This window comes from Enterobacter sp. 237C8 (assembly GCF_034106865.1).
In the GTDB taxonomy this organism is placed as follows: domain Bacteria; phylum Pseudomonadota; class Gammaproteobacteria; order Enterobacterales; family Enterobacteriaceae; genus Enterobacter; species Enterobacter asburiae_B.
The window spans coordinates 41,230-67,785 of record NZ_JAWNDF010000006.1 but is presented as its reverse complement, the minus strand read 5'-3'; the positions used below and the strand labels follow the sequence as shown (position 1 = coordinate 67,785).

Genomic DNA, 26,556 nt, shown 5'->3' with positions numbered 1-26,556 from the left:
ATGATTTATATATCCGCTGTTGGCATGGTCAACGCGCTGGGCAACTCGCCTGACGAGATTGCCGCGAACCTGACGGCAGGCGTGGCGCCAGGGATGCACGCCCGGACCGGCTGGTTGCAGGGTTTACCCGAAGCCGTTCTGGGCGGCGTGGAAGGCGAGCTTCCACCCATCCCGGACGCCTTCGCCGCACACCGTACCCGCAATAACCAGCTGCTGCTGGCCGCGCTGGCGCAGATTCAGCCCGCCGTTGACGAGGCCATCGCCCGCGTCGGTCGTGACCGCGTGGCCGTGGTGCTGGGGACCAGCACCTCCGGGCTGGACGAAGGCGATGAGCACGTGCGCCACATGGCCCATGGCGAAGCGAGCACGCGCTGGCAGTATCCGCAGCAGGAGCTTGGCGATCCGTCCCGCTTCCTCGCCAACTGGCTTCAGCTCGAAGGCCCGGCCTATACGATCTCCACGGCCTGCTCTTCCAGCGCACGGGCGATGATCGGCGGCAAACGTCTGATTGAAGCCGGGCTGGTGGACATCGCCATTGTCGGCGGTGCCGATACCCTGAGCCGGATGCCCGTCAACGGCTTTAACAGCCTTGAATCTTTCTCCCCTACGCTCTGCGAGCCGTTTGGTCGCGACCGCCGGGGGATCACCATTGGTGAAGCCGCCGCGCTGATGGTATTGAGCCGGGAGTCCGCGGACGTGGCGCTGCTCGGAACGGGCGAATCCAGCGATGCGTACCATATTTCCGCTCCGCATCCGCAGGGTGAAGGGGCGATAAGGGCTATCGCGCAGGCGCTTAACGAAGCGGGCATGCAGCCGCAGGATATCGGCTACATCAACCTGCACGGCACGGCCACGCTGCTCAACGATCAGATTGAATCGCAGGTGGTTCACGATCTCTTCGGGGAAAGCGTGCCGTGCAGCTCAACCAAACACCTTACCGGCCATACGCTGGGCGCCGCCGGTATTACCGAAGCGGCCCTGAGCTGGCTGATTCTGACGCGCGATCTGCCGTTGCCGCCGCAGGACTTCGCCCGCTACGCGCCGGACGACACGCTAGCGCCGTGCGGCCTGCTGCACCAGCGAGCCGCTCTGAAAAAACCGGTCATTTTGTCTAACTCGTTCGCGTTTGGCGGCAATAACGCCAGCATCCTGCTGGGGAGAGCCTCATGAGCTACTTATCACCCGAAGCCTATTTGCCGCACGAGGCGCCAATGATGCTGCTGGGATCCGTTGAGAACGTTACGGACGACACGGCGGTCTGCCGCGTTGCGGTCAACGGGCAAAGCGTGCTGGCGCCGTTTCTCAATGCCGATGGCGACCTGCCGGGCTGGTACGCGCTCGAGCTGATGGCGCAGACCGTCGGCGTCTGGTCAGGCTGGCATCGCCAGCAGCAGGGGCAGGATCATATCGCGCTGGGCATGGTGCTCGGCGCGCGCGAGCTGGTCTGCGCCAGCGGGCGTTTCGCCGCAGGCCTGACGCTGGACATCACCGTTAAGCTGCTGATGCAGGACGAACGCTTCGGCAGCTTTGAATGCGCGATTTCCGCAAATGAAGAGACGCTGGCCACGGGCCGGGTCAACACCTTCCAGCCGAGCGCAGAAGAATTAACATCGCTTTTTAATCAGGGATCTAACGCATGAGTCGTTCCGTACTGGTCACCGGGGCCAGCAAAGGCATAGGGCGCGCCATCGCTCGTCAGCTTGCCGCCGACGGGTTTACCGTAGGCGTGCATTACCATCGTGATGCCGCAGGCGCGCAGGAGACGCTGGACGCCATCACGCAGGCGGGTGGCAACGGTCGTTTACTCGCCTTTGATGTGGGCAACCGCGAACAGTGCCGCGAGGTGCTGGAGCAGGAGATTGAAGCCCATGGCGCATGGTATGGCGTGGTCAGCAACGCCGGAATTACCCGCGACGGCGCCTTTCCGGCGCTGAGCGAAGACGACTGGGACAGCGTGATCCACACCAATCTCGACAGTTTTTATAACGTCATTCACCCCTGCATTATGCCGATGATTGGCACCCGTAAAGGGGGGCGCATTATCACCTTATCGTCCGTGTCCGGCGTGATGGGCAACCGCGGGCAGGTGAACTACAGCGCGGCCAAAGCAGGCATTATCGGCGCCACCAAAGCGCTGGCGATTGAGCTGGCAAAACGCAAAATCACCGTCAACTGCATTGCCCCGGGGCTGATTGATACTGGCATGATTGAGATGGAAGAGGCCGCGCTGAAGGAAGCCATGTCCATCATCCCAATGAAACGGATGGGCCAGGCTGAAGAGGTCGCCGGGCTGGCAAGCTATCTGATGTCAGATATTGCGGGCTACGTTACCCGCCAGGTCATTTCCATTAACGGAGGAATGCTATGACGCGTCGCGTGGTGATTACGGGCATGGGCGGCGTGACCGCCTTTGGCGAAAGCTGGCAATCCGTTTCCAGCAGGCTGCTGGCGTATGAAAACGCGGTGCGTAAAATGCCGGAATGGCAGGTGTACGATGGCCTGCATACCCTGCTGGGCGCGCCGATCGACGATTTCACGCTGCCGGAACACTATACCCGCAAGCGTATTCGCGCCATGGGCCGCGTGTCGCTGATGTCGACCCGCGCCACCGAGCTGGCGCTGGAGCAGGCGGGGCTGATTGGCGAAGCGGTGCTCACCAACGGCCAAACCGGTATCGCCTACGGTTCTTCGACAGGCAGCACCGGTCCGGTCAGCGAATTCGCGACCATGCTCACCGAAAAGCACACCAATAACATCACCGGGACAACCTACGTCCAGATGATGCCGCACACTACGGCGGTGAATACCGGCCTGTTCTTTGGACTTCGCGGCCGCGTCATCCCGACCTCAAGCGCCTGTACCTCCGGCAGCCAGGCGATTGGCTACGCCTGGGAGGCCATTCGCCACGGGTATCAGACCGTGATGGTCGCGGGGGGCGCTGAGGAGCTGTGTCCGTCTGAAGCGGCGGTATTTGATACGCTGTTCGCCACCAGCCAGCGCAATGACGCCCCTAAACACACCCCGTCGCCATTTGATACGCAGCGCGATGGTCTGGTGATTGGAGAAGGCGCAGGCACCCTGATTCTGGAAGAGCTCGAGCACGCCAAAGCGCGCGGGGCCACGATCTACGGCGAAATCGTGGGCTTTGCCACTAACTGCGACGCGGCCCATATCACCCAGCCTCAGCGTGAAACCATGCAGATTTGCATGGAGCAGTCGCTGTCCATGGCGGGATTAAGCGCCCGGGATATGGGGTATATCTCCGCGCACGGTACCGCCACCGATCGCGGCGATATCGCCGAAAGCCAGGCCACTGCCGCCATCTACGGTGACAGCGTGCCGGTTTCCTCGCTGAAGAGCTATTTTGGCCATACGCTGGGTGCCTGCGGCGCGCTGGAAGCGTGGATGAGCCTGCAGATGATGCGTGAAGGCTGGTTTGCCCCGACGCTCAATTTAACGCAGCCGGATGAGCAATGCGGTGCTTTAGATTATATTATGGGGGAAGCCCGCCAGATTGACTGCGAGTATCTGCAGAGCAATAACTTCGCGTTTGGCGGCATCAACACCTCGATCATCATTAAACGCTGGGCGTAACTATGTACCAGTTTGTACTGGGAAAAATCTCCACCCTTTGCGCGGACCCGCTGGCGTCAGCGCTCGCAGACAGGGCGCCTCAGGGTGCCCGACAGGCCTCCTGGCTGGCCGGGAGAACGCTGCTCGCCAGAACGTTATCCCCTCGCCCGCTCCCCGACATCATTTACGGCGAGCAGGGGAAACCGGCCTTTGCGAAGGGTCATCCGCTGTGGTTCAACCTGAGCCACAGCGGTGACGATATCGCCCTGCTGATGAGCGATGAAGGTGAAGTCGGCTGCGATATCGAAGTGATTCGCCCGAGGAAGAACTGGCAGGCGCTGGCTAATGCGGTATTCAGCATGACCGAGCATGACGAGCTGGAGCGTGAAGCGCCCGAGGAACGGCTTTCCGCCTTCTGGCGTATCTGGACGCGGAAAGAAGCGATTGTGAAACAGCGTGGCGGCAGTGCCTGGCAGATTGTCAGCATCGACAGCACGGCGCAGACGCACGCGGTCAGCCAGCTACAGGTCGGCTCGCTGAGCCTTGCCGTCTGCACATCGACCCCTTACACCCTGACCCACGAGTCGATTATTCACGTTGGGACGTTCGGGGCAGAAAAATCACTAACACACCCAGAATAATAAATCCGACGCCCACCAGCCCGTGCCAGGAGAAGCGTTCTCCCCAGCCGGGCAGCAGGATCGCCGCGCCCCACACCAGAATATAGCTGAGGCTCAGCAGGGCATAGGCTTTGCTGAGCGCCATGCGATGCAGCGCCAGATACCAGCAGCCCATCGAGGCCACGTACCCCGTCAACCCCAGCAGCAGCGCACCCGTGCCGGACGAGAAGTGCCACAGCGCGGATATCAGCGCCAGGATCTCACTGACCGGTGGCAATGCCTGCATGGCATTGCGCAGCAACAGCTGCGCCGCGCTGACTAACAGCACGCTGCATAAGGCCCAGAACGCTCCTTTCACAGGCTCCCTCCCAGGATAACAATCCCAATGATGATGAACCCTACCCCCAGCCAGTGATGCGCAGCAACGTGCTCACGCCAGAACGCCTTCGCCGCCAGCGTCACCCAGACAAAATTGAGGCTCAGCATAGGGTACGCGATGCCGACAGGGAGGCGTTGTAGCACCACCAGCCAGACCAGCATCCCGCTGCCCAGCGCCAGCAGTGCCAGGCCAAGCCACAGCGCGATATGCGCCCCGCGCCGTCCGGCTTTCGCCGGACGGGTGGCCTGTTTCTGGCACAGCTGCCCCGCGCAGCTGAGCAGGCTTGCCAGTATCAGCCAGATCCAGGTCATCACTTCGGCAGGTACTCCAGCAAGGCCAGACGCCCCTGAATATAGAGATTGTCCGGCTGCGGTAAATTCGCCCGTGAAATATCGTCGTGTTTTGACAGCAGCATCACCAGCGATACGCGCCCCTGCTGACGGTGCGCTGCCAGCCACTGCGCGAAGTCGTCCTCACTGACAAAACGATCTTTCACATCGGGATAATCCAGCCCGTAGCGCAGTTCGCCGCTCTGACCAAACAGCGTGATGTCATTGCGCTTCAGCTCCCACGCCAGGCCCGCGGCCACGCCAACGTTATTGGCCAGCACGAATCGGCTTTCCTGAAGCGGCTCGCGCACGGTATCGACCAGCGACTGCGGCTGTTTGGAATCCACCACCAGGTTAGGAATGGCAAAACCAATCAGCAGCGCCAGCCCTGCGGGGCACAGTGCCGCCAGCCACCAGCGCTGCTGGCTCTGTCTGAAGGTAAACCAGCCTACCGCGGCCCAGATGAGGAACGCCACCACCGCACAGAAGACTTTGTACAGTTCGACCGACGTCCAGACCGGATGCTTAGACAGTCCCCACGGCGAGACCACCAGCGCCGCCACCACGCCGATAACGCCAAACGCCAGGTTAATCCCGCCGTTAATGCGTAACGCTCTGGCACCTTTTTCCGCCGCGAGGCAGGCATAGCGCGCCATCAGGATAGCCAGCGGGGCAAAGCACGGCAGGATATAGGTCGGCAGCTTGCCTTTGGCGATGCTGAAGAACAGCAGCGGCATCACCACCCAACCCAGCAGATAGAACCCGCCACCCGCGTTTTGTCGGTCATTCCAGCCGAGACGAATCGCACCGGGCAAAAGCGCAAGCCACGGCAGGCTGCCCGCGATCAGGAACGGTATGTAGTACCAGAACGGGGCTTTGTGCTGCGCGTCGCTCTGGGCAAAACGCTGAATATGCTCAACCCAGAAGAAATAACGCCAGAAGTCAGGTTCACGCTGCGCAATAGCCAGCCCCCACGGCAGAACAATCAGCACACAGCTCAGGATCGCGAGCCAGCCAAAAATCAGCACCTCTTTCCAGCGCTTATGGGCGATTACCCACGGCAGCACGCCAATCACCGGTACCGCCAGCGCCAGGAAGCCTTTGGTCATCACCCCCATCCCGCAGGCCAGCCCAAGCAGCACATAGCCGCCCGCTTTTCCGGCAACGGTTTGGGCCTGTGAGGCCAGCCAGAAGCTGCACATCGCCGCCACCAGCCACAGGGTGATGATAGGATCCAGCACCGCATACGTGCCGATGCCATACACCAGGAACAGGGTCAGGAAGATAAGACCGGAGAAAATGGCGGTCCGCTTATCTCGCCAGAGACGCCATGCCATCCAGATGACCAGCAGCGCCGCTAACCCGGTGGAGAATATAGAACCGGCGCGCACGGCGAGGTTGGTGTGCCCGAACAGCAGCTGCCCGATGCTGTTGATCCAGTAGCCAGCAATCGGTTTTTCAAAGTAACGCAGCCCCAGAAAATGCGGGACTACCCAGTCTCCGGATGCCAGCATTTCGCGGCTGATTTCCGCATAGCGCGTTTCATCAGGCTGCCAGAGCAGACGAATATCGACCGGAATGAGGTAGTAAACGATAAACAGTGCGAGAAGCGCTAAGCCATAACGGGCTGTTTTCATGGGACCGGACTCACGGTTTGTTGATAGCCAAGCCAGCCTTCCCGGCCAGCCATTTCATTACGGACGACTTTGCCCACGGGCAGGGTGCTGAGATCGTCCGGCAGCAGCTCGCTCAACGGACAAAATTCAATGCCCTCCTGAGCGGCCATCGTCAGCAGTTCGTCGAAATCATGCTGATACGCAATCCCTTCCACTTCGGCATGGATGGTATACACCGGCGTGCCGGCGTCACGATGGATGCGGTCCAGAATGTAGCGATTGAACTCATCCGCCTTCACCTCGCGCCCGACCACTTCATCCCAGGTGGGAAGCGTAACCGGAATTTGCACCGTTCCGTAGCGATTTTCGCCTAACAGCGGCAAAAAGGGCCCGGTTCCGCGACAGTCGCTGTTGTAGCGAAACGCAAAGGCTTCTTTGGCCTTCACGACGCGCTGATCCGCACGCCATCCCGCCACGGCGGAGCAACGCACGGGCTGACCGGTAATGGCCTCCAGCTCCAGCATCCCACGCTCGACCTCACGGGACAGGCGCGGGATATCCCAGACGCCCGCCCAGGCTTGCCAGGCATGGTGGTCCCAGGCGTGCAGACCCACCTCATGATGCTGCGCCGCCTCACGGATAACGGCTTCATTACCCGCGCCGATACGTCTGCCGGGCCAGGCGGTGCCGGCCAGCAAAATATCCCAGCCGTAGAGGGATGCTGCGCGCGAGCGCAGCATTTTGAACAGAAATGCCGGTTTAATCAGACGCCATAAATGGCGTCCCATGTTGTCAGGCCCCACGCTGAAGAAAATGCTGGAACGCACACCGTGCTTGCTCAGCAGTTCCAGCAGTTTGGGTACGCCGTCACGCGTTCCCCTGAAGGTGTCGACATCAATGCGTAAACCGACTTTTTTCATGAGGCCTGTTCCGACAGCTCCACGGTGCGCAGGAAGAAATCGAGCGTTTCGTCAATGGTCTGCTCCATCTTCACCGTCGGCGTCCAGTTCAGGCAGCGCTTCGCGTTGCGAATGCTTGGCTTACGGTGCTCAACGTCCTGATACCCTTTGCCGTAGTAGCTGCTGCTTTCCACTTCGCGGAAGCCGGCAAACGGCGGGAACTTGTCGCGCAGCGGATGGCGCTCAAAGCTGTCCAGCAGCATCTCTGCCAGCTCGCGAATGCTCGCTTCGTTGTCCGGGTTACCGATGTTGATGATTTCACCGTTGCAGCGGTTATCTTTGTTTTCGATGATGCGGAACAGCGCTTCGATACCGTCGCTGATGTCCGTAAAGCAACGTTTCTGTTTCCCGCCTTCGATAAGCTTAATTGGCGAGCCTTCCACCAGGTTAAGGATCAGCTGGGTGATCGCACGGGAGCTGCCGATACGCGCCGCGTTGAGGTTATCCAGACGCGGGCCCATCCAGTTGAACGGACGGAACAGGGTAAAGCGCAGACCTTCTTTCTCGCCGTAGGCCCAAATCACGCGGTCCAGCAGCTGTTTGGAGACGGAGTAAATCCAGCGCTGTTTGTTGATCGGCCCAACCACCAGGTTGGAGGTGTCTTCATCGAAGTTCTTATCGGTACACATGCCGTACACTTCAGACGTGGACGGGAAGATGATGCGCTTATCGTATTTCACGCAGTCGCGGATGATCTTCAGGTTCTCTTCGAAGTCCAGCTCGAACACGCGCAGCGGGTTACGGGTGTACTCGATTGGCGTGGCAATGGCGACCAGCGGCAGCACCACGTCGCATTTTTTAATGTGGTATTCAATCCACTCGGAATGGATGCTGATGTCCCCTTCCACGAAGTGGAAACGCGGGTTGTCGAGGAAACGGCTGATGGCGTCAGAGCCGATATCCAGACCGTAAATCTCGTAGTTATCGTCCTTGAGCAGACGTTCCGTCAGGTGGTTACCGATAAAGCCGTTCACGCCGAGGATCAGCACGCGGGTACGGCGCTTGATGGCAACCACCGGCGCGCTGGTGATCAGCGCGCCGGCCACCAGACCCAGAGACTGCGCCAGCTGCGTGCCCTGCACGTACAGGCCGTTGTCGGTTTGTCCGGTGACGATCTCCAGCGCCTGCTCGCCGCAGCTTACAATCAGCGGAGAGACAGAGACGACGGTGCCCGGTTTGGCAGCAGGGATGTCGTCACGCACGCGGGATTTCCAGACGATAAATTTGCTTACGCCCGCAAAGCTGTACGCGCCCGGCCACGGGTCGGTCACGGCACGCACCAGGTTGTGCAGCTGGCGGGCAGGCTTGTTCCAGTCCAGACGACCATCTTCCGGCGCGCGGCGGCCAAAGATGCTTGCCTTGCTCTCATCCTGCGCGGTCTCGCTGAAGGTGCCATTGAGGATGCCTGGAAGTGCATCACGCAGCAGCGTCTGCGCCGTTGCATTCAGCTTTTGATGCAGCTGCAGCGCAGTTTCGTCCGCATCAATAGCGACCTTCTGCTGTGCCACGATAGCGCCCGCATCAGCACGGCGCACCATGCGGTGCAGCGTCACGCCCGTCTCCGTTTCACCGTTCACCAGCACCCAGTTCAGCGGAGCGCGGCCGCGGTAGGCGGGAAGCAGAGAACCATGAAGATTAAAGGCGCCTTTTGCGGCCAGACCTAAGATCTCGTCAGAGAGCAGGTTGCGATAGTAGAACGAGAAGATTACGTCAGGCGCGAGCGCGCGGATGCGATCCACCCACAGCGGGTGGTTGACGTCGTCCGGTGCATAAACCGGGATCCCACGCTCGGCGGCGATACGCGCCACGGAGCCAAAAAAGTTATTCTCTCCGGTCGTGTCCGGATGGGTAAAGATTGCCGCAATGTCATAGCCCGCTTCCAGCAGGGCCAGCGTGCCCGTGCACCCCATATCGTGATAGGCAAATACAACAGCTTTCATGGGTGAATTTCCTCTTGAGATGCTTTGTGTTCCTGACGGACAACACGTTGAATAAAGTAGCGCGGACGCGCGCGAACATCGTTATAGATACGGCCAATGTATTCACCGAGAAGGCCCATCCCGACAAACTGGGCGCCGATGAACATAAACAGCACGGCAAAGAGCATGAAGACCCCTTCCGCCGCCCACTGCGGGCCAAAGACCAGGCGCAGCACCACCAGCAGAACGGACAACGCAAACCCGGCCACGGCGATGATGCTGCCGAACACGCTCAGCAGACGCAGCGGCGTGGTGGTCAGGCAGGTGATGAGGTCATACATCAGGTTGATGAGACGCATAAAGCTGTACTTCGATTCCCCGTGCTCGCGCTCGGCGTGCAGAACCGGAATTTCCGTTGCCTTGCGGGCAAAGGTGTTGGCGAGGATCGGAATAAAGGTGCTGCGCTCATGGCAGTGCAGCATCGCGTCGACAATATGGCGGCGGTAGGCGCGCAGCATGCAGCCGTAATCGCCCATCGCTTTACCGGTCGTGCGCTGGATAAGGCGGTTGATGGTGCGTGAGGCCAGCTTGCGGAACAGACTGTCCTGACGGTTCTGACGTACCGTGCCGACCACGTCATAGCCTTCATCGGCTTTGGCGACCAGGCGCGGGATCTCTTCCGGCGGGTTTTGCAGGTCAGCGTCCAGGGTGATGACCAGATCGCCCGTAACGTGGCTAAATCCCGCCATAATCGCCGAGTGCTGGCCGTAGTTGCGGTTGAGCAGCACGGCAACAATATGGCTGCCTTCGGCCTGCGCGGCCTCTGTCAGCATCAGCGCGGAATTATCGCTACTGCCATCATCCACCAGCAGAATTTCATAAGCCTTGCCCATCGTGTCGCAGGCGGCGGTTGTACGGCGGATCAGTTCGGGCAGGCTCTCCTGCTCGTTATAAACCGGGATTACCACGGAAACTTTTTGTACAGGCGGTGCACTGAACATATCAATGTCCTGCAAGCTGATGGAGTGCGGTAATGACGCGGGTTGTGTCGTCATGAGTCATGTCCGGGAAAAGAGGGAGAGAACAAATACGCGCGCTATTCCATTCAGAATTCGGGAGCGATACATCAGGAAAACGCTCGCGGTAGTATTTTTGGGTGTGTGCCGCGCGGAAGTGGAGGCCGGTACCGATGCCTTTCTCTTTCAGCGCCGCCATCAGGTTGTCGCGTGAGATCCCGCAGCGCGCTTCGTCAACGCGAATAATAAACAGGTGCCAGGCGTGCACGTGCGGCCATGACGGAATGGTGAGCGGCTGGAACGGCGTATCGGCAAGCTCACGCAGGTAGCGTTCAGCAATTTCCTGGCGGCGTCTGTTGGCCTCTTTCAGCTTGCCTAACTGCACCAGCGCCAGCGCGGCGTTGATGTCCGCCAGGTTGTATTTATAGCCCGGCGCGATCACTTCCGCCTGCGGCGCGCGGCCGTGCGTCTGGCGGTCATAGGCATCTACGCCCAGGCCATGGAATTTCAGGCTGCGGATCCGCTGTGCCAGCTGGGCATTATCCGTGACGACTAAGCCGCCTTCCGCGCAGGTCATATTTTTAATGGCGTGGAAGGAAAAAATCGCGGTCCCTTTCCATCCCACATGATGGTTCTTGTAGTACGTTCCGGCGGCATGGGCCGCATCTTCAATAACCGGAATACCGTGACGTTCACCGATGGCATGAATGGCGTCGATTTCACACGGCGCGCCAGCATAATGAACGGGAATAATGGCTTTGGTACGCGGGGTAATGGCGGCTTCAACGGCTTCTGGCGTCACCATTAATGTATCTTTGTCCACATCAATCATGACCGGTGTGGCACCCAGCAACACGATCATATTCAGCGTGGAGACCCAGGTCTGGGAAGGGGTAATGACTTCATCGCCCGGGCCAATATCCAGCGCCATCAGCGTGACGTGCATACCCGCGGTGGCTGAACAGACGGGAATCGCATGCTGATTCCCGGTAAGCTGACAGAATGCCTCTTCAAGTTCCTGATTCTTAGGCCCAGTGGTGATCCAGCCCGACATCAAAACGTCCTGAAGCGCCGCAATTTCCTCAGCGCCCATCGACGGCCGCGAAAAAGGCAGAAAATCACTCATTATTAATTTCCTTGCAATAAAAATGGCATGTTTTTGATATTAACCAAATGCCAGCCCGTTTATTTCAACGAACCATAAACTTATATCAAAGTAGCTCTCTTTCCTTAGGGAAAAATTAAGACAACGTTTGCAACGTTATAAGACAACTAGCAGCTAGTTGAAAAACAACAAGTTAAATTAATATTAAATATTTTTAATGTGATCTTTCGCAACATTTTGAAATGGATTCATTTAAACCAATCATCAACAAACAAAAAAAATCCCGGCCATTTCAAAATAATATGAAATAGCCGGGAACTTTTCTTTTTAGTTAATTGTCGCGCTTATTAGAGATTATCTGGAAAGTTTTTCGGTAATTCACTGGCCGCACAGGCAATAACGCTTTCATTATTGGCACCGCAGTCGCGCACAAAGGTGATCGTAGCGAATTCATCAATCACTTCCGTTGGATACGCCGGACCCGCATCGCGATAGCTGTTCATCAGCGGAATATGGTCGTTCTGGAAGCAGACGGTTTTTTCCGGGTTGTTCATGACCCAGCGTGGGAAGAAGATGGTGCCGTGGAACAGCTTGTCGCCCAGGTTCACGATCAGGCTGACGTCGGTACCGGTTGGTTCGGTCCAGGAAATTTTATAGATGCTCTCGCCTACCCGCACGATATAAGCCTGCTGATCTTTCACCCAACGGTTGGCCACAAGACCGCTGTGAATACGGTAATCAAGCGTGGTCTCATTTTTTACGTAAATCTCGTAGTTCCAGCCGTTATCGTAGGTATATACAAGATGTTTACCAACAAAGCCGCTTAAGTCGTGTTTGTCGAAGGTGTTCATAAGATGTCTCCTTTGTTTTGATGAGACAATCGTACCCCTTCAAAAAATGAATGAATAACGCTATGTTTTAATCAAATTCATCCAAATTTTAGATAAATCATGCATAAGACGACGCTGGAACAATGGGCTTTACTGGAAAGAGTGGTGGAAGCGGGCAGCTTTGCCAAAGCCGCGGAAGAAACCCACCGCAGCCAGTCCTCGGTGAGCTATAACCTGTCGCTGCTGCAGGAGCGGCTCGGCGTGGCGCTGCTGGTCCCGGAGGGGCGACGGGCGGTGTTAACCCCGGCCGGAGAGCTTCTTCTCAACCAGGTTAAACCGCTGCTGAAAGCGTTTTCGTACGTTGAGACGCGCGCAGCGACCCTTCGCAACGGGATGCGAACGCGGTTAGATCTGGTGGTGGACTCCATTTTCCCGCGCCGCCGCCTGTTCGCTATTCTTCGTCAGTTCCAGCAGCAGTATCCGCAGACTCAGGTACGTCTGACCGAGGTGCTGGAAAATACCCGCGCCGATGCCATTAACGACGAAGCCGATGTGATGGTCTTAACCCGCCGCCAGGACATTACCGGGCTCGGAGAATGGCTGATGAATATCGACTTTGTTGCCGTGGCCCATTCCCGGCATCCCTTGTTTCACCTCGACGCGCCGCTAAATGATGAGATGCTGCGCCCGTGGCCGCTCATCCAGATTGCGGACAGCCAGCCCGCCGCGCGTGCTGCCGGCGAGTCGTGGACCTTCTCCACCATCGATGCCGCGATTGAAGCCGTCGTCTCTCAGGTCGGCTACGGCTGGCTGCCAGAGGAACGCATCCAGACCCAGTTGGATCAGGGTGTACTAAAACGGCTGCCGCTGAGCCACGGCGCGCGCAGGGCAACGCCGCTTCACCTGATTGTTAAACGTTCCCTCGCCCCGCTTGATGAACAGGTTGAGACGCTGTTGCGCCTTTTTAGCCAGGAGCCGTCATCCTCACCTGCTACGCTTTAAGGTCCGAACGTTAAAACGATAAGGAGCAGATGATGAAAATCGACTTTGCGGGGAAAGTGGCGCTGGTGACCGCCTCAACCGGCGGGATCGGATTCGCCATTGCCAGAGGTCTGGCAGAAAGCGGTGCGGAAGTGATCGTCAATGGCCGCAGCACGGAATCGGTGAATAAAGGCATTCAGCAGCTCCAGCAGGTGGTGCCGGGCGTACAGGTGCGTGCCGCGATTGCCGATCTCAGCACGGCGGAAGGGGTCGAGTCGCTTCTGAAGGTGGCGAATAACGTCGATATTCTGGTCAACAACGCCGGGATTTACGGTCCGCAGGATTTCTATGCCACCGACGATGAGACCTGGGAGCGTTACTGGCAGACCAACGTGATGTCCGGCGTGCGTCTGTCCCGCGCCCTGCTGCCGGGTATGGTGCAGAAAGGCTGGGGACGCGTGGTGTTTATCTCCTCCGAGTCGGCCTGCAATATTCCGGCGGATATGATCCACTACGGCGTGACCAAAACGGCGCAGCTCTCGCTGGCGCGCGGATTGGCGAAGTTTGTGGCGGGGAGCGGCGTGACGGTCAACAGCGTCCTGCCGGGCCCGACGATGTCTGACGGTTTCGCAGAGATGATGAAAGATGAAATCGAAAAAACCGGCAAATCGCTGGAGCAGCTGGCGAAAGAGTTTGTGATGGCCAACCGCCCCAGCTCGGTTATCCAGCGCGCGGCAACGGTTGAAGAGGTGGCCAATATGGTGATTTATGTCTGTTCGACCCAGGCCTCCGCCACCTCGGGCGCGGCGCTGCGCGTCGACGGTGGCGTCGTGGATGACATCATCTGACGCTGTCAGGCCGCGCTGCCTGCAATGCGACGAGCGGTAATGTAGTGTGCCTGCCAGTAATCATCCGTCAGGGTTGAGACCGTTACGCCCTGACTGGTTGAGGCATGAATAAACTGGTTTTCGCCAATATAAACGCCAACGTGCTTGCGGTTCGGGCCGGTCTGGAAGAAGACCAGATCGCCGGCTCTCAGGCGGTATTGCGCCACCTGCACGCCGCGATGGATCTGTTCACTCGTCGTGCGCGGCAAATTAAGATGCGCCGCATCGCTGAACAGGTGCTGCATCAGTGCGGAGCAATCCACCCCGCGATGCGTGGTTCCGCCCCACCGATACTGGGTGCCTTTCCATTTCTGGTATTGATCGAGAATACGCGAGCGCAGCGGACCTGTTTCCTGATGCACCAGCGCAGATTTCGCCGGTGATGCCGCCAGCTCGCTGTTCATCGATAACATCGACGCTGGAAGTTGAAAGCTGAACGCAGAAAACGAAGCAAAACTTAACGTGAGGATTGAAATAAGCGATCTAAGAGTCATATCAAGAAAGAAGTAGTGAGTGAGTTTTTCCTTACCTGTGGGGGCCAATGGTTCCCCTAAATATCTTGCGATGTGGCGATAATATAGACAGCTCGTTTTTTCACCAATTGTTATCGAGGCCAAAAATGGACTCACTTTGAGATCGCAAGATCGAGAAAAAAAGAGTGGTGATATAAGGACTGTCCAGCTAAAGCAGGTAAACTGATCCGCAGAATGTGTATTTCAGCTAAGACGTATTTATGACCAATATGATTGCCGACGAGACGGTGGCTAAATCCAGCGTGCTCTCTGTCTTTGACTTTGACGGGACATTAACGCACCACGACAGCTTTATTCCTTTCCTGCGTTTTGCCTTCGGTAAACGCTACTTCGCGGGCCGCCTGGTGCGCATGGCGCTGCCCACGCTCCACTGCGTGCGTCGCAAGCTGACGCGCGATGAGCTCAAGGAAGTGCTGATTAAAACGTTCCTGACGGGCGTGGATGAACACTGGCTGCGCCAGCAGGCGGAAGCCTTTTGTGAAAAATACTGGAACAAGCTGATGCGCCCTGAAGGGGTTCTGGCGGTGGCGGCTGAGGTAAATTCCGGTGCGGAGGTGACCATCTGTTCCGCATCCCCGGCGCTGGTGCTCCAGCCGTGGGCTGACAAACTGGGCATTAAGCTGATTGGCACGCAGCTGGAAGTGAAAGACGGCAAGCTGACGGGGCGCATCACGGGCAATAACTGCCGCTGCGCCCAGAAGGTGGCAAGGCTGGAAAAAGTGTATGGCGATCTGAACGCCTATCACCTGCGCGCCTGGGGAGACACCCGCGGCGACCACGAACTGCTGGCGGCGGCGCAGGATCCGCACTGGCGGCACTTCCATCACCCGCGCAAGCGTCGGAATTCACCGATTAAGGGTTAGGTGCGGTCCGGTGCCCTCACCCCGGCCCTCTCCCACAGGGAGAGGGAGAAAGGCGGTACATCAGGCCTCACGTTTCCCCGGGAACATCACGCTCGCAATAATCCCCAGCGCCAGCACGCCCAATACCACAAACAGGCTGGCCGTCGCGCCAATGCTGTAACCGTGATGCCAGAAGTGATCGGTGGCATTTAACCCCAGCTTGAACGCCACGAAGAACAGCAGCAGCACCACGGCTTTCTCGAGGTGCACCAGATACTGCTTCAGCGCTTCCAGCACGAAGTAAAGCGTACGCAGGCCGAGAATGGCGAACATCATGGCGCTGTAGATAATCAGCGGCTCGCGGCTCACGGCAATAATGGCCGGCACGGAGTCAAACGCGAACATGACGTCAGAGAGTTCGACGACGGCTACGCAAAGCAGCAGCGGCGTCGCATAGCGCTTCGCCTTCTTCACGCGTCCGACCATCACGTCCTGGTTTTCCGGTTTCTCCAGCTCCGCATCCACCTCTTTCTGGGTCAGAATAAAGGCGTTGCTGCTGATTTTCGGCCAAACCGGGTAGAAGCGCTTCACCAGGCGATAGGCGAGATGACCCGAGTAATCCTCCACTTCGTCACTCTCTTCATTGCGCCTGAGCATCATCACCGCCGTCCAGCCAACGACCAGCGCGAAGATCACCTCAACGTACGGCCCCAGGCTTAACAGGCTGGTGCCGATAGCCACAAAGATGCCGCGGAAGACTATCGCCCCCAGCACGCCCCAGTAGAGCACGCGGTGACGGTACTTATCCGGCACGCCGAACCAGGCGAAGATCGCCATCATCACAAACAGGTTATCGACGGAGAGCACCTCTTCCAGCGCATAGCCGGTGAGGAACAGGCTCGCCATCTCGGCGCCGTGGTGAACATACAGGAATCCGGCGAAGGCCATCGCCATCATGACCCAGAAAATGGACCACATCGCCGCGCTTTTCAGCGAGACGGGTTTATCGTGACGGTGCATAAAGAGGTCGATAAACATCGCCCCTACGGCCATCACCACAAAGACAACAACGGTTTCCGTCGGGAAACCGAGATGAGCAGCAGACATACAAAACCCTTTTGGCAGACAAAACACAACACCATGCAAACTGGCGTAAACCAGGAACAGAAAAGGGCGGGCCGTTAATCAGCCTCTTCGCCCTCAAAGTCGCGGCCTTCCGGCCACGCAAGGAGGAGTACTTTACCTTACCAGGCGGGGATCGCGCATCTGCCGTTTAGGCGCTCATGCCGCGCAAACGCTGCAGCACCGCCACCAGAACCGCGACAGACCAGCCCACCATCAACGCGCCCACCAGCCCTTCCACCCCGCCGATGAGCCGCCAGTGCTGGGGTAACGTGACGTCGCCGTATCCCACGGTAGCGTAGCTGACCAGTGAAAAATAGAAGCTGGTGTTCCAGTCATTAAACGCGTCGATGACAAAATAAAACGCAGCAAACAGTCCGGCCTCAAGGAGGTGGGCGAAGATCATGGAGATCACGATACCGACATTGCGTAAAACGATGCGTACCGCCGAATCGACTTCTAATTTGATGAACTTTAAAACGCCAAACATCCACAGCGAATGGATCACCACGGTAAGGGTAAGCAAAATAATAATACTGAGTAGCTGCATGATGCGTGCTCGACCAAAAGGAATCTGGCCCCGCGAACGAGGCGGGGCACCTGGTCGAAGCTTAGTTGAATGACGAGGAAAAGTTGGTGCAATAATTGCGTTGCGTGATTATCTCCCTTGCAGCGTGCCCTCTTTGCGGCTGGTTCGACTGCTGTGAGCGATATATCTGCAGCGCACTATCTGTGAGTCACCTCTTATTTACATCATTTAAACCTTCCATTAACTGGATAAAAATAACGCGCCGTCGCTATAGTGGTTTTGTTTAATAAAACTGAGTTGTACCTAATAAAACAAAGAACAAACCCTGCGAGGACACAATGACAGAACATTTACGTAACGGCGCTACCGCCACCGAGGACATAGAAAGAGAGACGATGCGGAAGGTGATCTGGCGTATTCTCCCGTTTCTGATTGTCAGTTACCTGGTCTCCATTATCGATCGCGGGAATATCGGCATGGCTTCGCTGCAGATGAATGAGGACCTTGGCCTCAGCAAAGCCGCGTTTGGCTTCGCCAGCAGTCTTTACTTCGTGGCCTATTTTTTGTTTGAAGTACCCAGCAACCTGGCCATGCAGAAAGTCGGCGCCCGGCTGTGGATCCCGCGCATTATGATCAGCTGGGGCATCGTCTCCATGTGTATGGCCCTGGTGCAGAACACCACGTCGCTCTATATCGTCCGTTTTCTTCTCGGTGCTGCAGAGGCGGGCTTCTTCCCGGGCGTCGTGCTGTATCTGACCTGGTGGATCCCGTCCCGCTACCGCGCACGCATTATTGCGTCCTTTATGGTCGCCATCCCGCTCGCTAACTTCATCGGCTCCCCGCTTTCCGGGTTGATACTGTCACTGGATGGCTGGCTGGGTCTTCGCGGCTGGCATCTGCTGTTCATTATTGAAGGCTTGCCGGCGGTGCTGCTGGGTATTGCAGCCTGGTTTATTCTCCGGGATCGCCCTCATCAGGCGAGCTGGCTCAGTGATGAACAGAAAAAGTGGCTGGAAACCACGCTTGAGACCGAGCGTAGCCAGCAAAAGAACATTGGACACCAGACGACGTGGCAGTTGCTAAAGCATCGTCAGATCTGGCTGATGGCGCTGATTTACGCGGGTGCATCTTCCGCGGGCACCACCATCAGCGTCTGGTCTCCTCAACTGCTGAAATCCTTCCATCTGGATAACCTTGAGACAGGTCTGTTTAACGCCATTCCTTACGGTCTGGCATCGGTTCTGATGATTGTATGGGGACGGAATTCCGATCGTACCAACGAACGCCGCTGGCATACCGCACTCACGCTGTTCATGATTGCCGCAGGTGTGTTCGCCGCCTTTGTAAGCGTCTCGCTGTCTGCCACGATCGTTATCCTGAGCATTATGCTGATAGGCGCTTATTCAATGAAAGGGCCTTTCTGGGCGCTGGCGTCCGGTTGGATGAGCAGTACCTCAGCGGCGGCGGGACTGGCCGCGATTGGCGCCATCGCAAACCTGATAGGTGGGGCGGTGATGGTAAACGCGTACGGCATTATCAATGAGCGGACAGGCAGCTACACGCTGGCAATGCTTCCGCTGGCCGCGCTGTGCGTGGCCGGGGGTATCGCGGTGCTCATTATGGGGCGGCAGGCCCGCCGCGCTCAGCTACACGAAAAACAGGTCACGCATTAACGATGACAGAAGCGGGACATTTGTCCCGCTTCTGCGTTTAAAGATTTTCTTCCGCCGCGTCGCTCGTTTCACCAAAGAACTGCTGACAGAAGGGCTTGCTGGCGCCCATTTTCTGCGACAGACGGCTTGCAGCCGCCTTCATCAACTGCCCTATTTCCTTCTCACGACGATCTTCCGTCAGCCGCGAGATGGGGCCGGTCAGGGCTAACGCCGCAACCAGCTTGTCGTGAACGCCGAAGACAGGCATCGCAAACGCAGCGGTATGGGGGTCGCGCGCGCCTGACGTGTAGAATGGGAGTTCAGCGTCTCCCTCCGGCAGGCTTTCATTGAGCCCCCAATGGCGTAATACCTTACTGATGGCCGAATTATCGAGCGGGAACTGGCTGCCGGGAAGATTGCTGTGTCGCAGGCCATGCGACGCTTCAGCGCGAAACAGGCAAAGCCGCTGCCCTCCCTCCAGCACATACCAGCTGGCACTCTCCTGAGACGCCAGGGATAAGGCCTGAAGCTCTGGCTGAACCACCCGGGAAAGATGGAAAGATTGTTCATACAGCTTGCCGAGGTAAAGCAGACGTGGGCCCAGCGCATAATTGCCGTCTTCATGCCTGACGACGTAATTCATCCGTTCAAGAGAATTCATCAAGCGGTAAACCGTGGTTTTGTGATAACCCGACAGCTGTGCCAGCGCGGTCAGCGTCAGGCTCTCATCTCCAGGACGGAAGCAATCCAGTAAAGCCAGCGCTTTTTCAACCGCTACAACGCCTTCATTCCCCATCATTATCTCCTTTTTAGCCCGGCAGTGAGTGTACCTCAAATTTTGTGAGTCACTTCGTGTTTACATCACAAACGCCACCTCGGGTCTGGCTAAAAGGAAAGCAACACCGCTATAGTTGTTTTGTTCTGTACACCTGCATTGTACTCAGTAAAACAATATGGAGGCATTTATGTCCGTTAATGAAAAAAAACCGATTAATCGCCATTTCGAGCGCGTTTCTGCCGAGGACGTACGTCGGGCGGCCGAGTATCAGGCAGCTATTCTGGCCGACGTGGCCGGTCGCCGCGGTACGCTTCATGGCCGCATCAAACCGCTGGCCCCACACATGTCCGTTGCGGGTCCGGCCATCACCGTTGAAGTCCGCCCGGGTGATAATCTGGCGATTCATGCCGCGATGGCGGTGGCGCAGCCCGGCGATGTCCTGATCGTCGATGGCAAAGGCGACCTGAGCTGCGCGCTGCTTGGCGAAATCATGGCCACTCAGGCTCAGGCGAGCGGCATTGCGGGCATTATTATTGATGGCGCTGTACGTGACGCCGACACCCTGAGCAAAGGTCACTACCCCGTCTTTTCTGCCGGTTTGAACCCCTGCGGCCCGACAAAGTTAATTTCTGGCCGGGTTAATCATCCCATTTCAGTCGCCGGGGCGACGGTTCAGGCCGGGGATCTTGTTGTCGCGGATATCGACGGCGTGGTCGTCATCCCGCGCGATGAGGTTCAGGAGGTTATCGCTCTGGCAAAAGAAAAGCTGGAGATGGAGACCCGGCGTCTTGCCGCCATCCGTGAAGGCGATTTACGTCCACACTGGCTTGATGACGCGCTTCGTAAGGCAGGTATGTTGAGCGACGAGGAGACGCTGTGATGGGGGGCAAAGACGTAGTGCTGGTTACCGGAAGCGACCTGGCGGAGCAGGCCATGGTGATGTTACAGGGCTTTGAGGTAGTGTTTGCGGGCCGCCAGCCCACAGAAGATGACCTGATCGCGCTGTGTAAACGACACAATCCTGTGGCGATCCTGGTACGTTACGGCAGGATCACCGAGAAAGTTATGGATGCCGCCCCGGCTTTGCAGGTTATTTCCAAGCACGGAAGCGGGATCGATGTGATAGACCAGACGGCAGCGGCCGAGCGCAACATCGCCGTCCGGGCTGCGCCAGGTGCAAACGCGGCGGCAGTGGCTGAACATACCTGGGCGCTGATCCTCGCCTGCGCAAAGTCAGTGGTGCCTCTGGACAAGCGGCTGCGAGACGGGCACTGGGATAAGGCGACGCATAAATCCATTGAACTGGAGGGCTTAACGTTAGGGCTAATTGGGTTGGGTGCTATCGGCTCGCGCGTGGCGACTATTGGTCACGCTTTCGGCATGAAAGTGCTGGCTTACGATCCCTATGCTAAGACTATGCCTGCCCTGTGCGAACGCGCAGAAACGCTGAACGGACTTCTTTCCCGTTCCGATGTCATCTCTTTGCACTGTCCGCTGACCGATGAGAATCGGGGGATGATCAATAGCGAAACGCTCGCACACTGCAAGCGGAACGCAATTCTGGTCAATACGGCACGCGGTGGGCTGATCCACGATGAGTCGTTACTGACGGCGCTCAGGGATGGCACGCTGCACAGCGCCGCGCTGGACAGCTTTACCCACGAGCCGCTGACCGCGCCGCACCTCTGGCAGTCCGTAGAAAACGTGGTTATTTCACCGCATATTGGCGGCGTTACCGCAGCGTCATATATCAGGATGGGGACCGTGGCCGCGAGCAATATTCTTGCTGTGACAGACGTCACCACCGTCAGCTCGTAAAGCCAACCGTGACGAGTGGCTGTGCTCTTATGTCACTTGTCTTCTGCCAGCGCCTGAGCGCACGCCCAGGCACTTGCCCATGCCCACTGGAAGTTGTACCCGCCGAGCCAGCCAGTGACGTCCATCACTTCGCCAATAAAATAGAGCCCCGGCACGTTGCGCGCTTCCATGGTGCGGGACGAGAGCTCATTCGTGTCAACGCCACCCAGCGTCACTTCTGCGGTGCGGTAGCCTTCGGTGCCGTTTGGCTGAACGCGCCAGTTTGTCAGGGTCTCGACCAGCGTTTCCTGCTCGCGGCTGTTAAGCTGCTTGAGCGATACGTCCGGGATCTGCCCCAGCGCCTGCAAACATTCCACCAGACGTTTTGGCAGCTGCATTGCCAGGGTGTTTTTCAGGCTTTGATTCGGGTGCGCGGTACGCTGCTCGTTAAGGAACGCGTCGAGATCGCAGTCGGGAAGCAGGTTAACCGTGACAAACTCCCCCGGCTGCCAGTAGCTGGAGATTTGCAGTACCGCCGGGCCGGAGAGGCCGCGATGGGTAAAGAGCAGATTTTCGCGGAACACCGTCCCGTCTTCGGCGGTAATGACCGAGGGAACAGACACGCCAGACAGCGTCTGAAGCTGTTCAAGAAGCGGTTTATGCAGCGTAAACGGCACCAGCCCGGCGCGCGTAGGCAAGACTTTAAGGCCAAACTGTTCGGCAATCTTATAGCCGAACGGGGAGGCGCCCAGCCCCGGCATCGACAGGCCGCCGCTGGCGATCACCAGGCTATCCGCACTGACGGTTTCACCGTTCAGCTGCAGCGTATAGCCCTGGTCGTCGCGGGCGACTTCCAGCACTTCCGTGCGCAGGCGCATGACGACGCCGCCCTTCTCGCACTCGGCCACCAGCATATCGACAATCTGCTGCGCGGAGTCGTCGCAGAACAGCTGTCCCAGCGTCTTTTCATGCCACGCGATGCCGTGCTTACCCACCAGGTCGATAAAATCCCATTGGGTGTAGCGCGCCAGCGCAGATTTACAAAAATGACGGTTTTGGCTCAAATAGGCCGCGGGTTCAACATACAGATTAGTAAAGTTGCAGCGCCCACCGCCGGACATCAGGATCTTACGGCCGGGCTTTTTACCGTTATCCAGCAGCAGCACGCGACGACCCGCCTGTCCGGCCATTGCCGCACAAAACATACCCGCCGCACCGGCGCCAATTACCACGGCATCAAACCTTTCCACGTCAAAACCCTCTTTGTTAACTGCCGCGGATTGTAAAGTTTCCTCTGTGGTCACACCAGCGTAAAAAGATATTACAAAGCCATTTCATTGAAATTTAAAGAATATCCTTTCTAGTGCTTTTCTCAAATCAGGTGGTATGTCAAAAAAAGTCTATATTTCACTTTGCCCGCCGCGCATTTGTCCTGGATAATGCGCCGCGTTCATGTCCTCAAAATGGCGTAACGTCCTATGCTACATTTGTTTGCCGGCCTGGATTTACATACCGGGCTTTTATTATTGCTTGCTCTGGTTTTTGTACTGTTTTACGAAGCGATCAACGGCTTCCACGACACTGCAAACGCAGTAGCGACGGTTATCTACACTCGCGCAATGCGATCGCAGCTTGCGGTTGTTATGGCGGCGGTATTTAACTTTTTTGGTGTTCTCCTGGGCGGACTGAGCGTTGCGTATGCCATCGTGCATATGCTGCCAACGGATCTGCTGCTTAACGTTAGTTCTGGCCATGGCCTCGCTATGGTGTTCTCAATGCTGCTTGCTGCAATTATCTGGAACCTCGGTACCTGGTATTTTGGCCTGCCTGCATCCAGTTCTCACACCCTCATCGGCGCGATTATCGGTATCGGGTTAACCAACGCCCTGATGACCGGGACATCGGTTGTTGATGCGCTGAACCTGCCTAAAGTATTGGGCATTTTCGGCTCCCTGATCATCTCCCCTATCGTGGGTCTGGTAGTCGCGGGGGGATTGATTTTCATCCTGCGTCGTTACTGGAGTAACACGAAAAAACGTGCGCGTATCCACCTGACGCCAGCAGAGCGTGAGAAGAAAGACGGCAAGAAAAAGCCGCCGTTCTGGACGCGTATCGCCCTGATCATTTCTGCTATCGGCGTGGCCTTCTCTCACGGCGCGAACGACGGGCAGAAAGGCATTGGTCTGGTGATGCTGGTTCTGATCGGCGTCGCACCGGCAGGCTTCGTGGTGAACATGAACGCCTCGGGTTACGAAATCACCCGTACCCGCGATGCGGTCAACAACGTTGAAACCTATTTCCAGCAGCATCCTGACCTGCTGAAAAAAGCGACCGGCGTTGATCAATTGATCCCTTCTCCGGAAGCCGGTGCAACCACCGCGCCTGGCGAGTTCCACTGCCATCCGGCAAACGCGATTAACGCGCTGGAACGTGCGAAAGGCATGCTGGGCGATATCGAAAGCTACGACAAACTGGCTGTAGAACAGCGTGGTCAGCTGCGTCGTATCATGCTCTGTATCTCTGATGTGACCGATAAAGTCGCGAAGCTGCCAGAGGTGAATGGTGACGACAAACGTCTGCTGAAGAAACTGAAAAGCGATATGCTCAACACCATTGAGTACGCGCCAATCTGGATCATCATGGCCGTCGCGCTGGCGCTTGGTATCGGTACGATGATTGGCTGGCGTCGTGTGGCGACCACCATCGGCGAGAAGATCGGTAAGAAAGGCATGACCTATGCGCAGGGTATGTCCGCGCAGATGACGGCGGCAGTGTCTATCGGTCTGGCGAGCTACACCGGTATGCCGGTATCCACCACCCACGTACTCTCTTCGTCCGTGGCAGGTACCATGATTGTTGACGGTGGCGGTCTGCAGCGCAAAACCGTGACCAACATTCTGATGGCCTGGGTGTTCACCCTTCCGGCCTCAATCCTGCTGTCTGGCGGTTTGTACTGGATTTCGCTGAAGCTGATCTAATCGGTTTAGTGCGACAAAAAAGCGGGTCAGGAAACTGACCCGCTTTTTTTATGGCAGCTTTTTTCCATGAAGTGTTTGATAACATGAGGATTTCCTGAACATTTTTTGTTCAATTTTAAAACACAGAAAAAACTATCATGGCGGCCAGAAGAAAAATCCAGACAAAGGAGAATGTATGGCTTCTGTCCCTATCTCAGGACCGGGTTCAATCGTTATAGCGAACAATATGCGTGAGGCACGCCTTAACGGAATGTCACGCAATATGGCTACGCCCTCAACGTATTATTGGTTCTACCAAAAAGTCCGAAATGGCGGTCCCTGGGATTATAAAAAATTCGACCCTTATTTTGCTGCATTTGGTAACTTCAACTTCGGAGCCGCCGGTACTGCGGCAGGTATCCCTGCAAACATCCTCCTTATGGGGGCAGGCTGGGCTCAAGGCCGGGCAGGTACCTCAAAACCGGAATGGGGAAAATGGTACGAAAAGCCGCCTTACGGAGACGACCCAACGGACCAACGCAACATCAGAGAAGGAATAGAGTATGCCATTCAAAACGGCTATTAAATGGATTCATCGCCTTGTTACCTTTTCACTTCTGGTTCTGGTCATTGGATTTTTCTGGTTAAACCATCAGCCCAATCAGCGAAATAGCGATGAGCTACAGCGCGTTTATAAATTATCCGATAGCGTCTGGCTCTATATGACCGTGAACAATCAGGGTGGCACAACCGTACCACCAATCTACCGTTACTATCTCTCGGGGGCGCTTGCAGGGAAAGACCCTGATATTATCCATCAGCTTGCGATGAAGTATCCGGTAATCGAAGGTACAGGCACGATAACCTCGGCCAGTATTGATACAAGCGGGGAAGTGAACATTGCCTATAGCGGAAAGGTTATTTCGATTGAGAACAATATCTCCAGTCTCCGGTTCTCAGTTAAGCCCTGAGCCAGATGAAAGAAGGCGGGGCTTTCCCCGCCTGCTGTGATGCTCAGTGCCAAATCATCAATGCAATCATACTGACTACGACCAGCCCGCACAGGGCACTGGTCAAAATGAACTGACGACGCAGGCGCTCGCAGCGACGAATAAACTCTTCATCGTGATGATCGCGGTAGCGCTGGTAGTAGATGTACCCCACCAGACGCATCTGCTTGCTGGGCTGTCCATGCGAGGTGAAGAACCCTCCACCGTCCACATACTGATAAAGCAACGGATCGCAACCACGAAGTACCACTAACAGCGCACGTAACGATGAGAAGTAGCGCGCCATATTCACTATGCAAACCACGCATAACGCCCAAAACAATGCGACGGTGCTAATCATACATCCTCCCCGGCGTCCACCCACGAAGCAAGGCTCCTGAGCTACCGCACCCCAATGCCCTGACAGACAGTTCAGTGAAAGAATGACCAAAATCGATCCGGTTCGCGTTTTAATATCCGAACGGCTCATTTAACAGTGTAGGAGATCCGTTAATTTTTTTGCCACAAGGTTAATCGTTATCAACACCAAAGCTTGAAAAATATGTTTAACTGGGCCGTAATGAAAGTATCAGACGACGGCATTCTCACTTAGTCATCGATAACTTAAGGAAGGAGTAACACTATGGCTTACAAACACATTCTCATCGCGGTTGACCTCTCTCCGGAGAGCAAAGTGCTGGTTGATAAAGCGGTATCCATGGCACGTCCCTACAACGCGAAAGTTTCGCTGATTCACGTTGACGTGAATTACTCCGACCTCTACACCGGTCTGATCGACGTGAATCTTGGCGATATGCAGAAACGCATTTCCGAAGAGACTCACCATGCCCTGAGCGAACTCTCCACCAACGCGGGCTATCCGATTACCGAAACCCTGAGCGGCAGCGGCGACCTGGGCCAGGTGCTGGTTGATGCGATCAAGAAATACGATATGGACCTGGTGGTTTGCGGTCACCATCAGGACTTCTGGAGTAAGCTGATGTCTTCAGCGCGCCAGCTGATTAACACCGTTCACGTGGATATGCTGATTGTTCCACTGCGTGACGAAGAAGACGAGTAAGTGCAAAAAAGCCCGGTGGCGCTAACGCTTACCGGGCCTACAAGGTAAAAGCAAAACGGCAA

The 26,556-nt window shown here is 56.8% G+C and carries 29 protein-coding genes; 15 read left to right on the top strand and 14 right to left on the bottom strand.

The window, feature by feature from the left end; translation table 11 throughout:
* Genes USF70_RS16450 through acpT form a run of 5 tightly spaced genes read left to right on the top strand, consistent with a single transcriptional unit; the run spans window position 1 to window position 4,214 of the window.
* A complete protein-coding gene (locus USF70_RS16450; RefSeq protein ID WP_320735817.1) occupies window positions 1–1,170 on the top strand; it encodes a beta-ketoacyl-[acyl-carrier-protein] synthase family protein in 1,170 nt (389 codons plus the stop codon).
* On the top strand, window positions 1,167–1,640 hold the full coding sequence (locus tag USF70_RS16445) for a 3-hydroxy-fatty acyl-ACP dehydratase (RefSeq protein WP_047059877.1): 474 nt from the start codon (window positions 1,167–1,169) through the stop codon (window positions 1,638–1,640). The genes USF70_RS16450 and USF70_RS16445 overlap by 4 nt, the downstream gene beginning before the upstream one ends.
* On the top strand, window positions 1,637–2,368 hold the full coding sequence (locus USF70_RS16440) for a 3-ketoacyl-ACP reductase FabG2 (RefSeq protein ID WP_032662188.1): 732 nt from the start codon (window positions 1,637–1,639) through the stop codon (window positions 2,366–2,368). The genes USF70_RS16445 and USF70_RS16440 overlap by 4 nt, the downstream gene beginning before the upstream one ends.
* On the top strand, window positions 2,365–3,594 hold the full coding sequence (locus USF70_RS16435) for a beta-ketoacyl-ACP synthase (RefSeq protein ID WP_320735816.1): 1,230 nt from the start codon (window positions 2,365–2,367) through the stop codon (window positions 3,592–3,594). The genes USF70_RS16440 and USF70_RS16435 overlap by 4 nt, the downstream gene beginning before the upstream one ends.
* Before the next feature lie 2 nt (window positions 3,595–3,596).
* Window positions 3,597–4,214, top strand: a complete 618-nt coding sequence (gene acpT / locus USF70_RS16430; RefSeq protein ID WP_048981452.1) for a 4'-phosphopantetheinyl transferase AcpT — start codon at window positions 3,597–3,599, stop codon at window positions 4,212–4,214.
* On the opposite strand, the gene arnF is transcribed toward acpT, so the two are convergent.
* The 8 genes from arnF to USF70_RS16390 all read right to left on the bottom strand — a co-directional run bounded on the left by arnF (window position 4,162) and on the right by USF70_RS16390 (window position 12,367).
* Window positions 4,162–4,551, bottom strand: a complete 390-nt coding sequence (arnF, locus tag USF70_RS16425) for a 4-amino-4-deoxy-L-arabinose-phosphoundecaprenol flippase subunit ArnF (RefSeq protein WP_094934868.1) — start codon at window positions 4,549–4,551, stop codon at window positions 4,162–4,164. The genes acpT and arnF overlap by 53 nt on opposite strands.
* A complete protein-coding gene (gene arnE, locus USF70_RS16420) occupies window positions 4,548–4,883 on the bottom strand; it encodes a 4-amino-4-deoxy-L-arabinose-phosphoundecaprenol flippase subunit ArnE (RefSeq protein WP_039263049.1) in 336 nt (111 codons plus the stop codon). Before arnE ends, arnF begins: the two co-directional genes overlap by 4 nt.
* Entirely contained in the window at window positions 4,883–6,538 is a 1,656-nt protein-coding gene (arnT, locus tag USF70_RS16415; protein ID WP_320735815.1) for a lipid IV(A) 4-amino-4-deoxy-L-arabinosyltransferase, read from the bottom strand. The genes arnE and arnT overlap by 1 nt, the downstream gene beginning before the upstream one ends.
* Complete coding sequence (arnD, locus tag USF70_RS16410; protein ID WP_058842007.1) at window positions 6,535–7,437, bottom strand: 4-deoxy-4-formamido-L-arabinose-phosphoundecaprenol deformylase; 903 nt, start codon at window positions 7,435–7,437, stop codon at window positions 6,535–6,537. The genes arnT and arnD overlap by 4 nt, the downstream gene beginning before the upstream one ends.
* A complete protein-coding gene (gene arnA / locus USF70_RS16405) occupies window positions 7,434–9,416 on the bottom strand; it encodes a bifunctional UDP-4-amino-4-deoxy-L-arabinose formyltransferase/UDP-glucuronic acid oxidase ArnA (protein ID WP_320735814.1) in 1,983 nt (660 codons plus the stop codon). Before arnA ends, arnD begins: the two co-directional genes overlap by 4 nt.
* Complete coding sequence (arnC, locus tag USF70_RS16400; protein ID WP_029740674.1) at window positions 9,413–10,396, bottom strand: undecaprenyl-phosphate 4-deoxy-4-formamido-L-arabinose transferase; 984 nt, start codon at window positions 10,394–10,396, stop codon at window positions 9,413–9,415. Before arnC ends, arnA begins: the two co-directional genes overlap by 4 nt.
* A gap of 1 nt (window position 10,397) precedes the next feature.
* The gene (gene arnB, locus USF70_RS16395) at window positions 10,398–11,537 is read right to left on the bottom strand and encodes a UDP-4-amino-4-deoxy-L-arabinose aminotransferase (protein ID WP_320735813.1); all 1,140 of its coding nucleotides are present in this window, start codon (window positions 11,535–11,537) and stop codon (window positions 10,398–10,400) included.
* 326 nt (window positions 11,538–11,863) lie between these two features.
* Window positions 11,864–12,367, bottom strand: a complete 504-nt coding sequence (locus USF70_RS16390) for a phenolic acid decarboxylase (RefSeq protein ID WP_008503103.1) — start codon at window positions 12,365–12,367, stop codon at window positions 11,864–11,866.
* 99 nt (window positions 12,368–12,466) lie between these two features.
* Between USF70_RS16390 and USF70_RS16385 the strand changes: the two genes are divergently transcribed.
* Both USF70_RS16385 and USF70_RS16380 read left to right on the top strand, forming a co-directional pair.
* Window positions 12,467–13,348, top strand: coding sequence for a LysR family transcriptional regulator (locus USF70_RS16385; RefSeq protein WP_032662157.1), 882 nt, complete (start codon window positions 12,467–12,469; stop codon window positions 13,346–13,348).
* 32 nt (window positions 13,349–13,380) lie between these two features.
* Window positions 13,381–14,175 (top strand): SDR family NAD(P)-dependent oxidoreductase, encoded by a 795-nt coding sequence (locus tag USF70_RS16380; RefSeq protein WP_045403298.1) that lies wholly within the window; start codon window positions 13,381–13,383, stop codon window positions 14,173–14,175.
* A gap of 5 nt (window positions 14,176–14,180) precedes the next feature.
* On the opposite strand, the gene USF70_RS16375 is transcribed toward USF70_RS16380, so the two are convergent.
* A complete protein-coding gene (locus tag USF70_RS16375; RefSeq protein ID WP_414464682.1) occupies window positions 14,181–14,708 on the bottom strand; it encodes an NlpC/P60 family protein in 528 nt (175 codons plus the stop codon).
* Between the two features lie 239 nt (window positions 14,709–14,947).
* Here USF70_RS16375 and USF70_RS16370 point away from each other — a divergent pair, with 239 nt between their 5' ends.
* Window positions 14,948–15,610 (top strand): HAD family hydrolase, encoded by a 663-nt coding sequence (locus USF70_RS16370; protein ID WP_014885577.1) that lies wholly within the window; start codon window positions 14,948–14,950, stop codon window positions 15,608–15,610.
* 60 nt (window positions 15,611–15,670) lie between these two features.
* Here USF70_RS16370 and USF70_RS16365 read toward each other — a convergent pair whose 3' ends face one another.
* Both USF70_RS16365 and USF70_RS16360 read right to left on the bottom strand, forming a co-directional pair.
* Window positions 15,671–16,696 carry a TerC/Alx family metal homeostasis membrane protein gene (locus USF70_RS16365; RefSeq protein ID WP_024908851.1) on the bottom strand — a complete coding sequence of 342 codons (1,026 nt, stop codon included), beginning with the start codon at window positions 16,694–16,696 and terminating at the stop codon, window positions 15,671–15,673.
* Between the two features lie 166 nt (window positions 16,697–16,862).
* Complete coding sequence (locus USF70_RS16360) at window positions 16,863–17,261, bottom strand: potassium channel family protein (RefSeq protein ID WP_023309546.1); 399 nt, start codon at window positions 17,259–17,261, stop codon at window positions 16,863–16,865.
* A gap of 317 nt (window positions 17,262–17,578) precedes the next feature.
* Here USF70_RS16360 and USF70_RS16355 point away from each other — a divergent pair, with 317 nt between their 5' ends.
* A complete protein-coding gene (locus USF70_RS16355; RefSeq protein WP_033146856.1) occupies window positions 17,579–18,913 on the top strand; it encodes an MFS transporter in 1,335 nt (444 codons plus the stop codon).
* A 37-nt stretch (window positions 18,914–18,950) separates the two neighbouring features.
* Here the strand turns inward: USF70_RS16355 and USF70_RS16350 are convergent, their stop codons facing one another.
* The gene (locus tag USF70_RS16350; RefSeq protein ID WP_033146857.1) at window positions 18,951–19,688 is read right to left on the bottom strand and encodes an IclR family transcriptional regulator; all 738 of its coding nucleotides are present in this window, start codon (window positions 19,686–19,688) and stop codon (window positions 18,951–18,953) included.
* Window positions 19,689–19,857: 169 nt separating this feature from the next.
* Here USF70_RS16350 and USF70_RS16345 point away from each other — a divergent pair, with 169 nt between their 5' ends.
* Together USF70_RS16345 and USF70_RS16340 are read left to right on the top strand one after the other, a co-directional pair.
* Window positions 19,858–20,550 (top strand): RraA family protein, encoded by a 693-nt coding sequence (locus tag USF70_RS16345; RefSeq protein WP_058842012.1) that lies wholly within the window; start codon window positions 19,858–19,860, stop codon window positions 20,548–20,550.
* Window positions 20,550–21,488 carry an NAD(P)-dependent oxidoreductase gene (locus USF70_RS16340; RefSeq protein ID WP_094934863.1) on the top strand — a complete coding sequence of 313 codons (939 nt, stop codon included), beginning with the start codon at window positions 20,550–20,552 and terminating at the stop codon, window positions 21,486–21,488. Before USF70_RS16345 ends, USF70_RS16340 begins: the two co-directional genes overlap by 1 nt.
* A 32-nt stretch (window positions 21,489–21,520) precedes the next feature.
* Here USF70_RS16340 and USF70_RS16335 read toward each other — a convergent pair whose 3' ends face one another.
* Window positions 21,521–22,717 (bottom strand): NAD(P)/FAD-dependent oxidoreductase, encoded by a 1,197-nt coding sequence (locus USF70_RS16335; protein ID WP_033147086.1) that lies wholly within the window; start codon window positions 22,715–22,717, stop codon window positions 21,521–21,523.
* A 228-nt stretch (window positions 22,718–22,945) separates the two neighbouring features.
* Between USF70_RS16335 and pitA the strand changes: the two genes are divergently transcribed.
* The 3 genes from pitA to USF70_RS16320 all read left to right on the top strand — a co-directional run bounded on the left by pitA (window position 22,946) and on the right by USF70_RS16320 (window position 25,395).
* Window positions 22,946–24,445, top strand: a complete 1,500-nt coding sequence (gene pitA, locus USF70_RS16330; protein WP_023309552.1) for an inorganic phosphate transporter PitA — start codon at window positions 22,946–22,948, stop codon at window positions 24,443–24,445.
* A gap of 175 nt (window positions 24,446–24,620) precedes the next feature.
* Window positions 24,621–25,010, top strand: coding sequence for a polymorphic toxin type 44 domain-containing protein (locus USF70_RS16325; protein WP_029740249.1), 390 nt, complete (start codon window positions 24,621–24,623; stop codon window positions 25,008–25,010).
* Complete coding sequence (locus USF70_RS16320; protein ID WP_221703117.1) at window positions 24,988–25,395, top strand: hypothetical protein; 408 nt, start codon at window positions 24,988–24,990, stop codon at window positions 25,393–25,395. The genes USF70_RS16325 and USF70_RS16320 overlap by 23 nt, the downstream gene beginning before the upstream one ends.
* 43 nt (window positions 25,396–25,438) lie before the next feature.
* On the opposite strand, the gene uspB is transcribed toward USF70_RS16320, so the two are convergent.
* Window positions 25,439–25,774, bottom strand: a complete 336-nt coding sequence (gene uspB, locus USF70_RS16315) for a universal stress protein UspB (RefSeq protein WP_003861224.1) — start codon at window positions 25,772–25,774, stop codon at window positions 25,439–25,441.
* A gap of 282 nt (window positions 25,775–26,056) precedes the next feature.
* Here uspB and uspA point away from each other — a divergent pair, with 282 nt between their 5' ends.
* Window positions 26,057–26,494, top strand: coding sequence for a universal stress protein UspA (uspA, locus tag USF70_RS16310; RefSeq protein ID WP_003861223.1), 438 nt, complete (start codon window positions 26,057–26,059; stop codon window positions 26,492–26,494).
* Window positions 26,495–26,556: the final 62 nt, after the last annotated feature.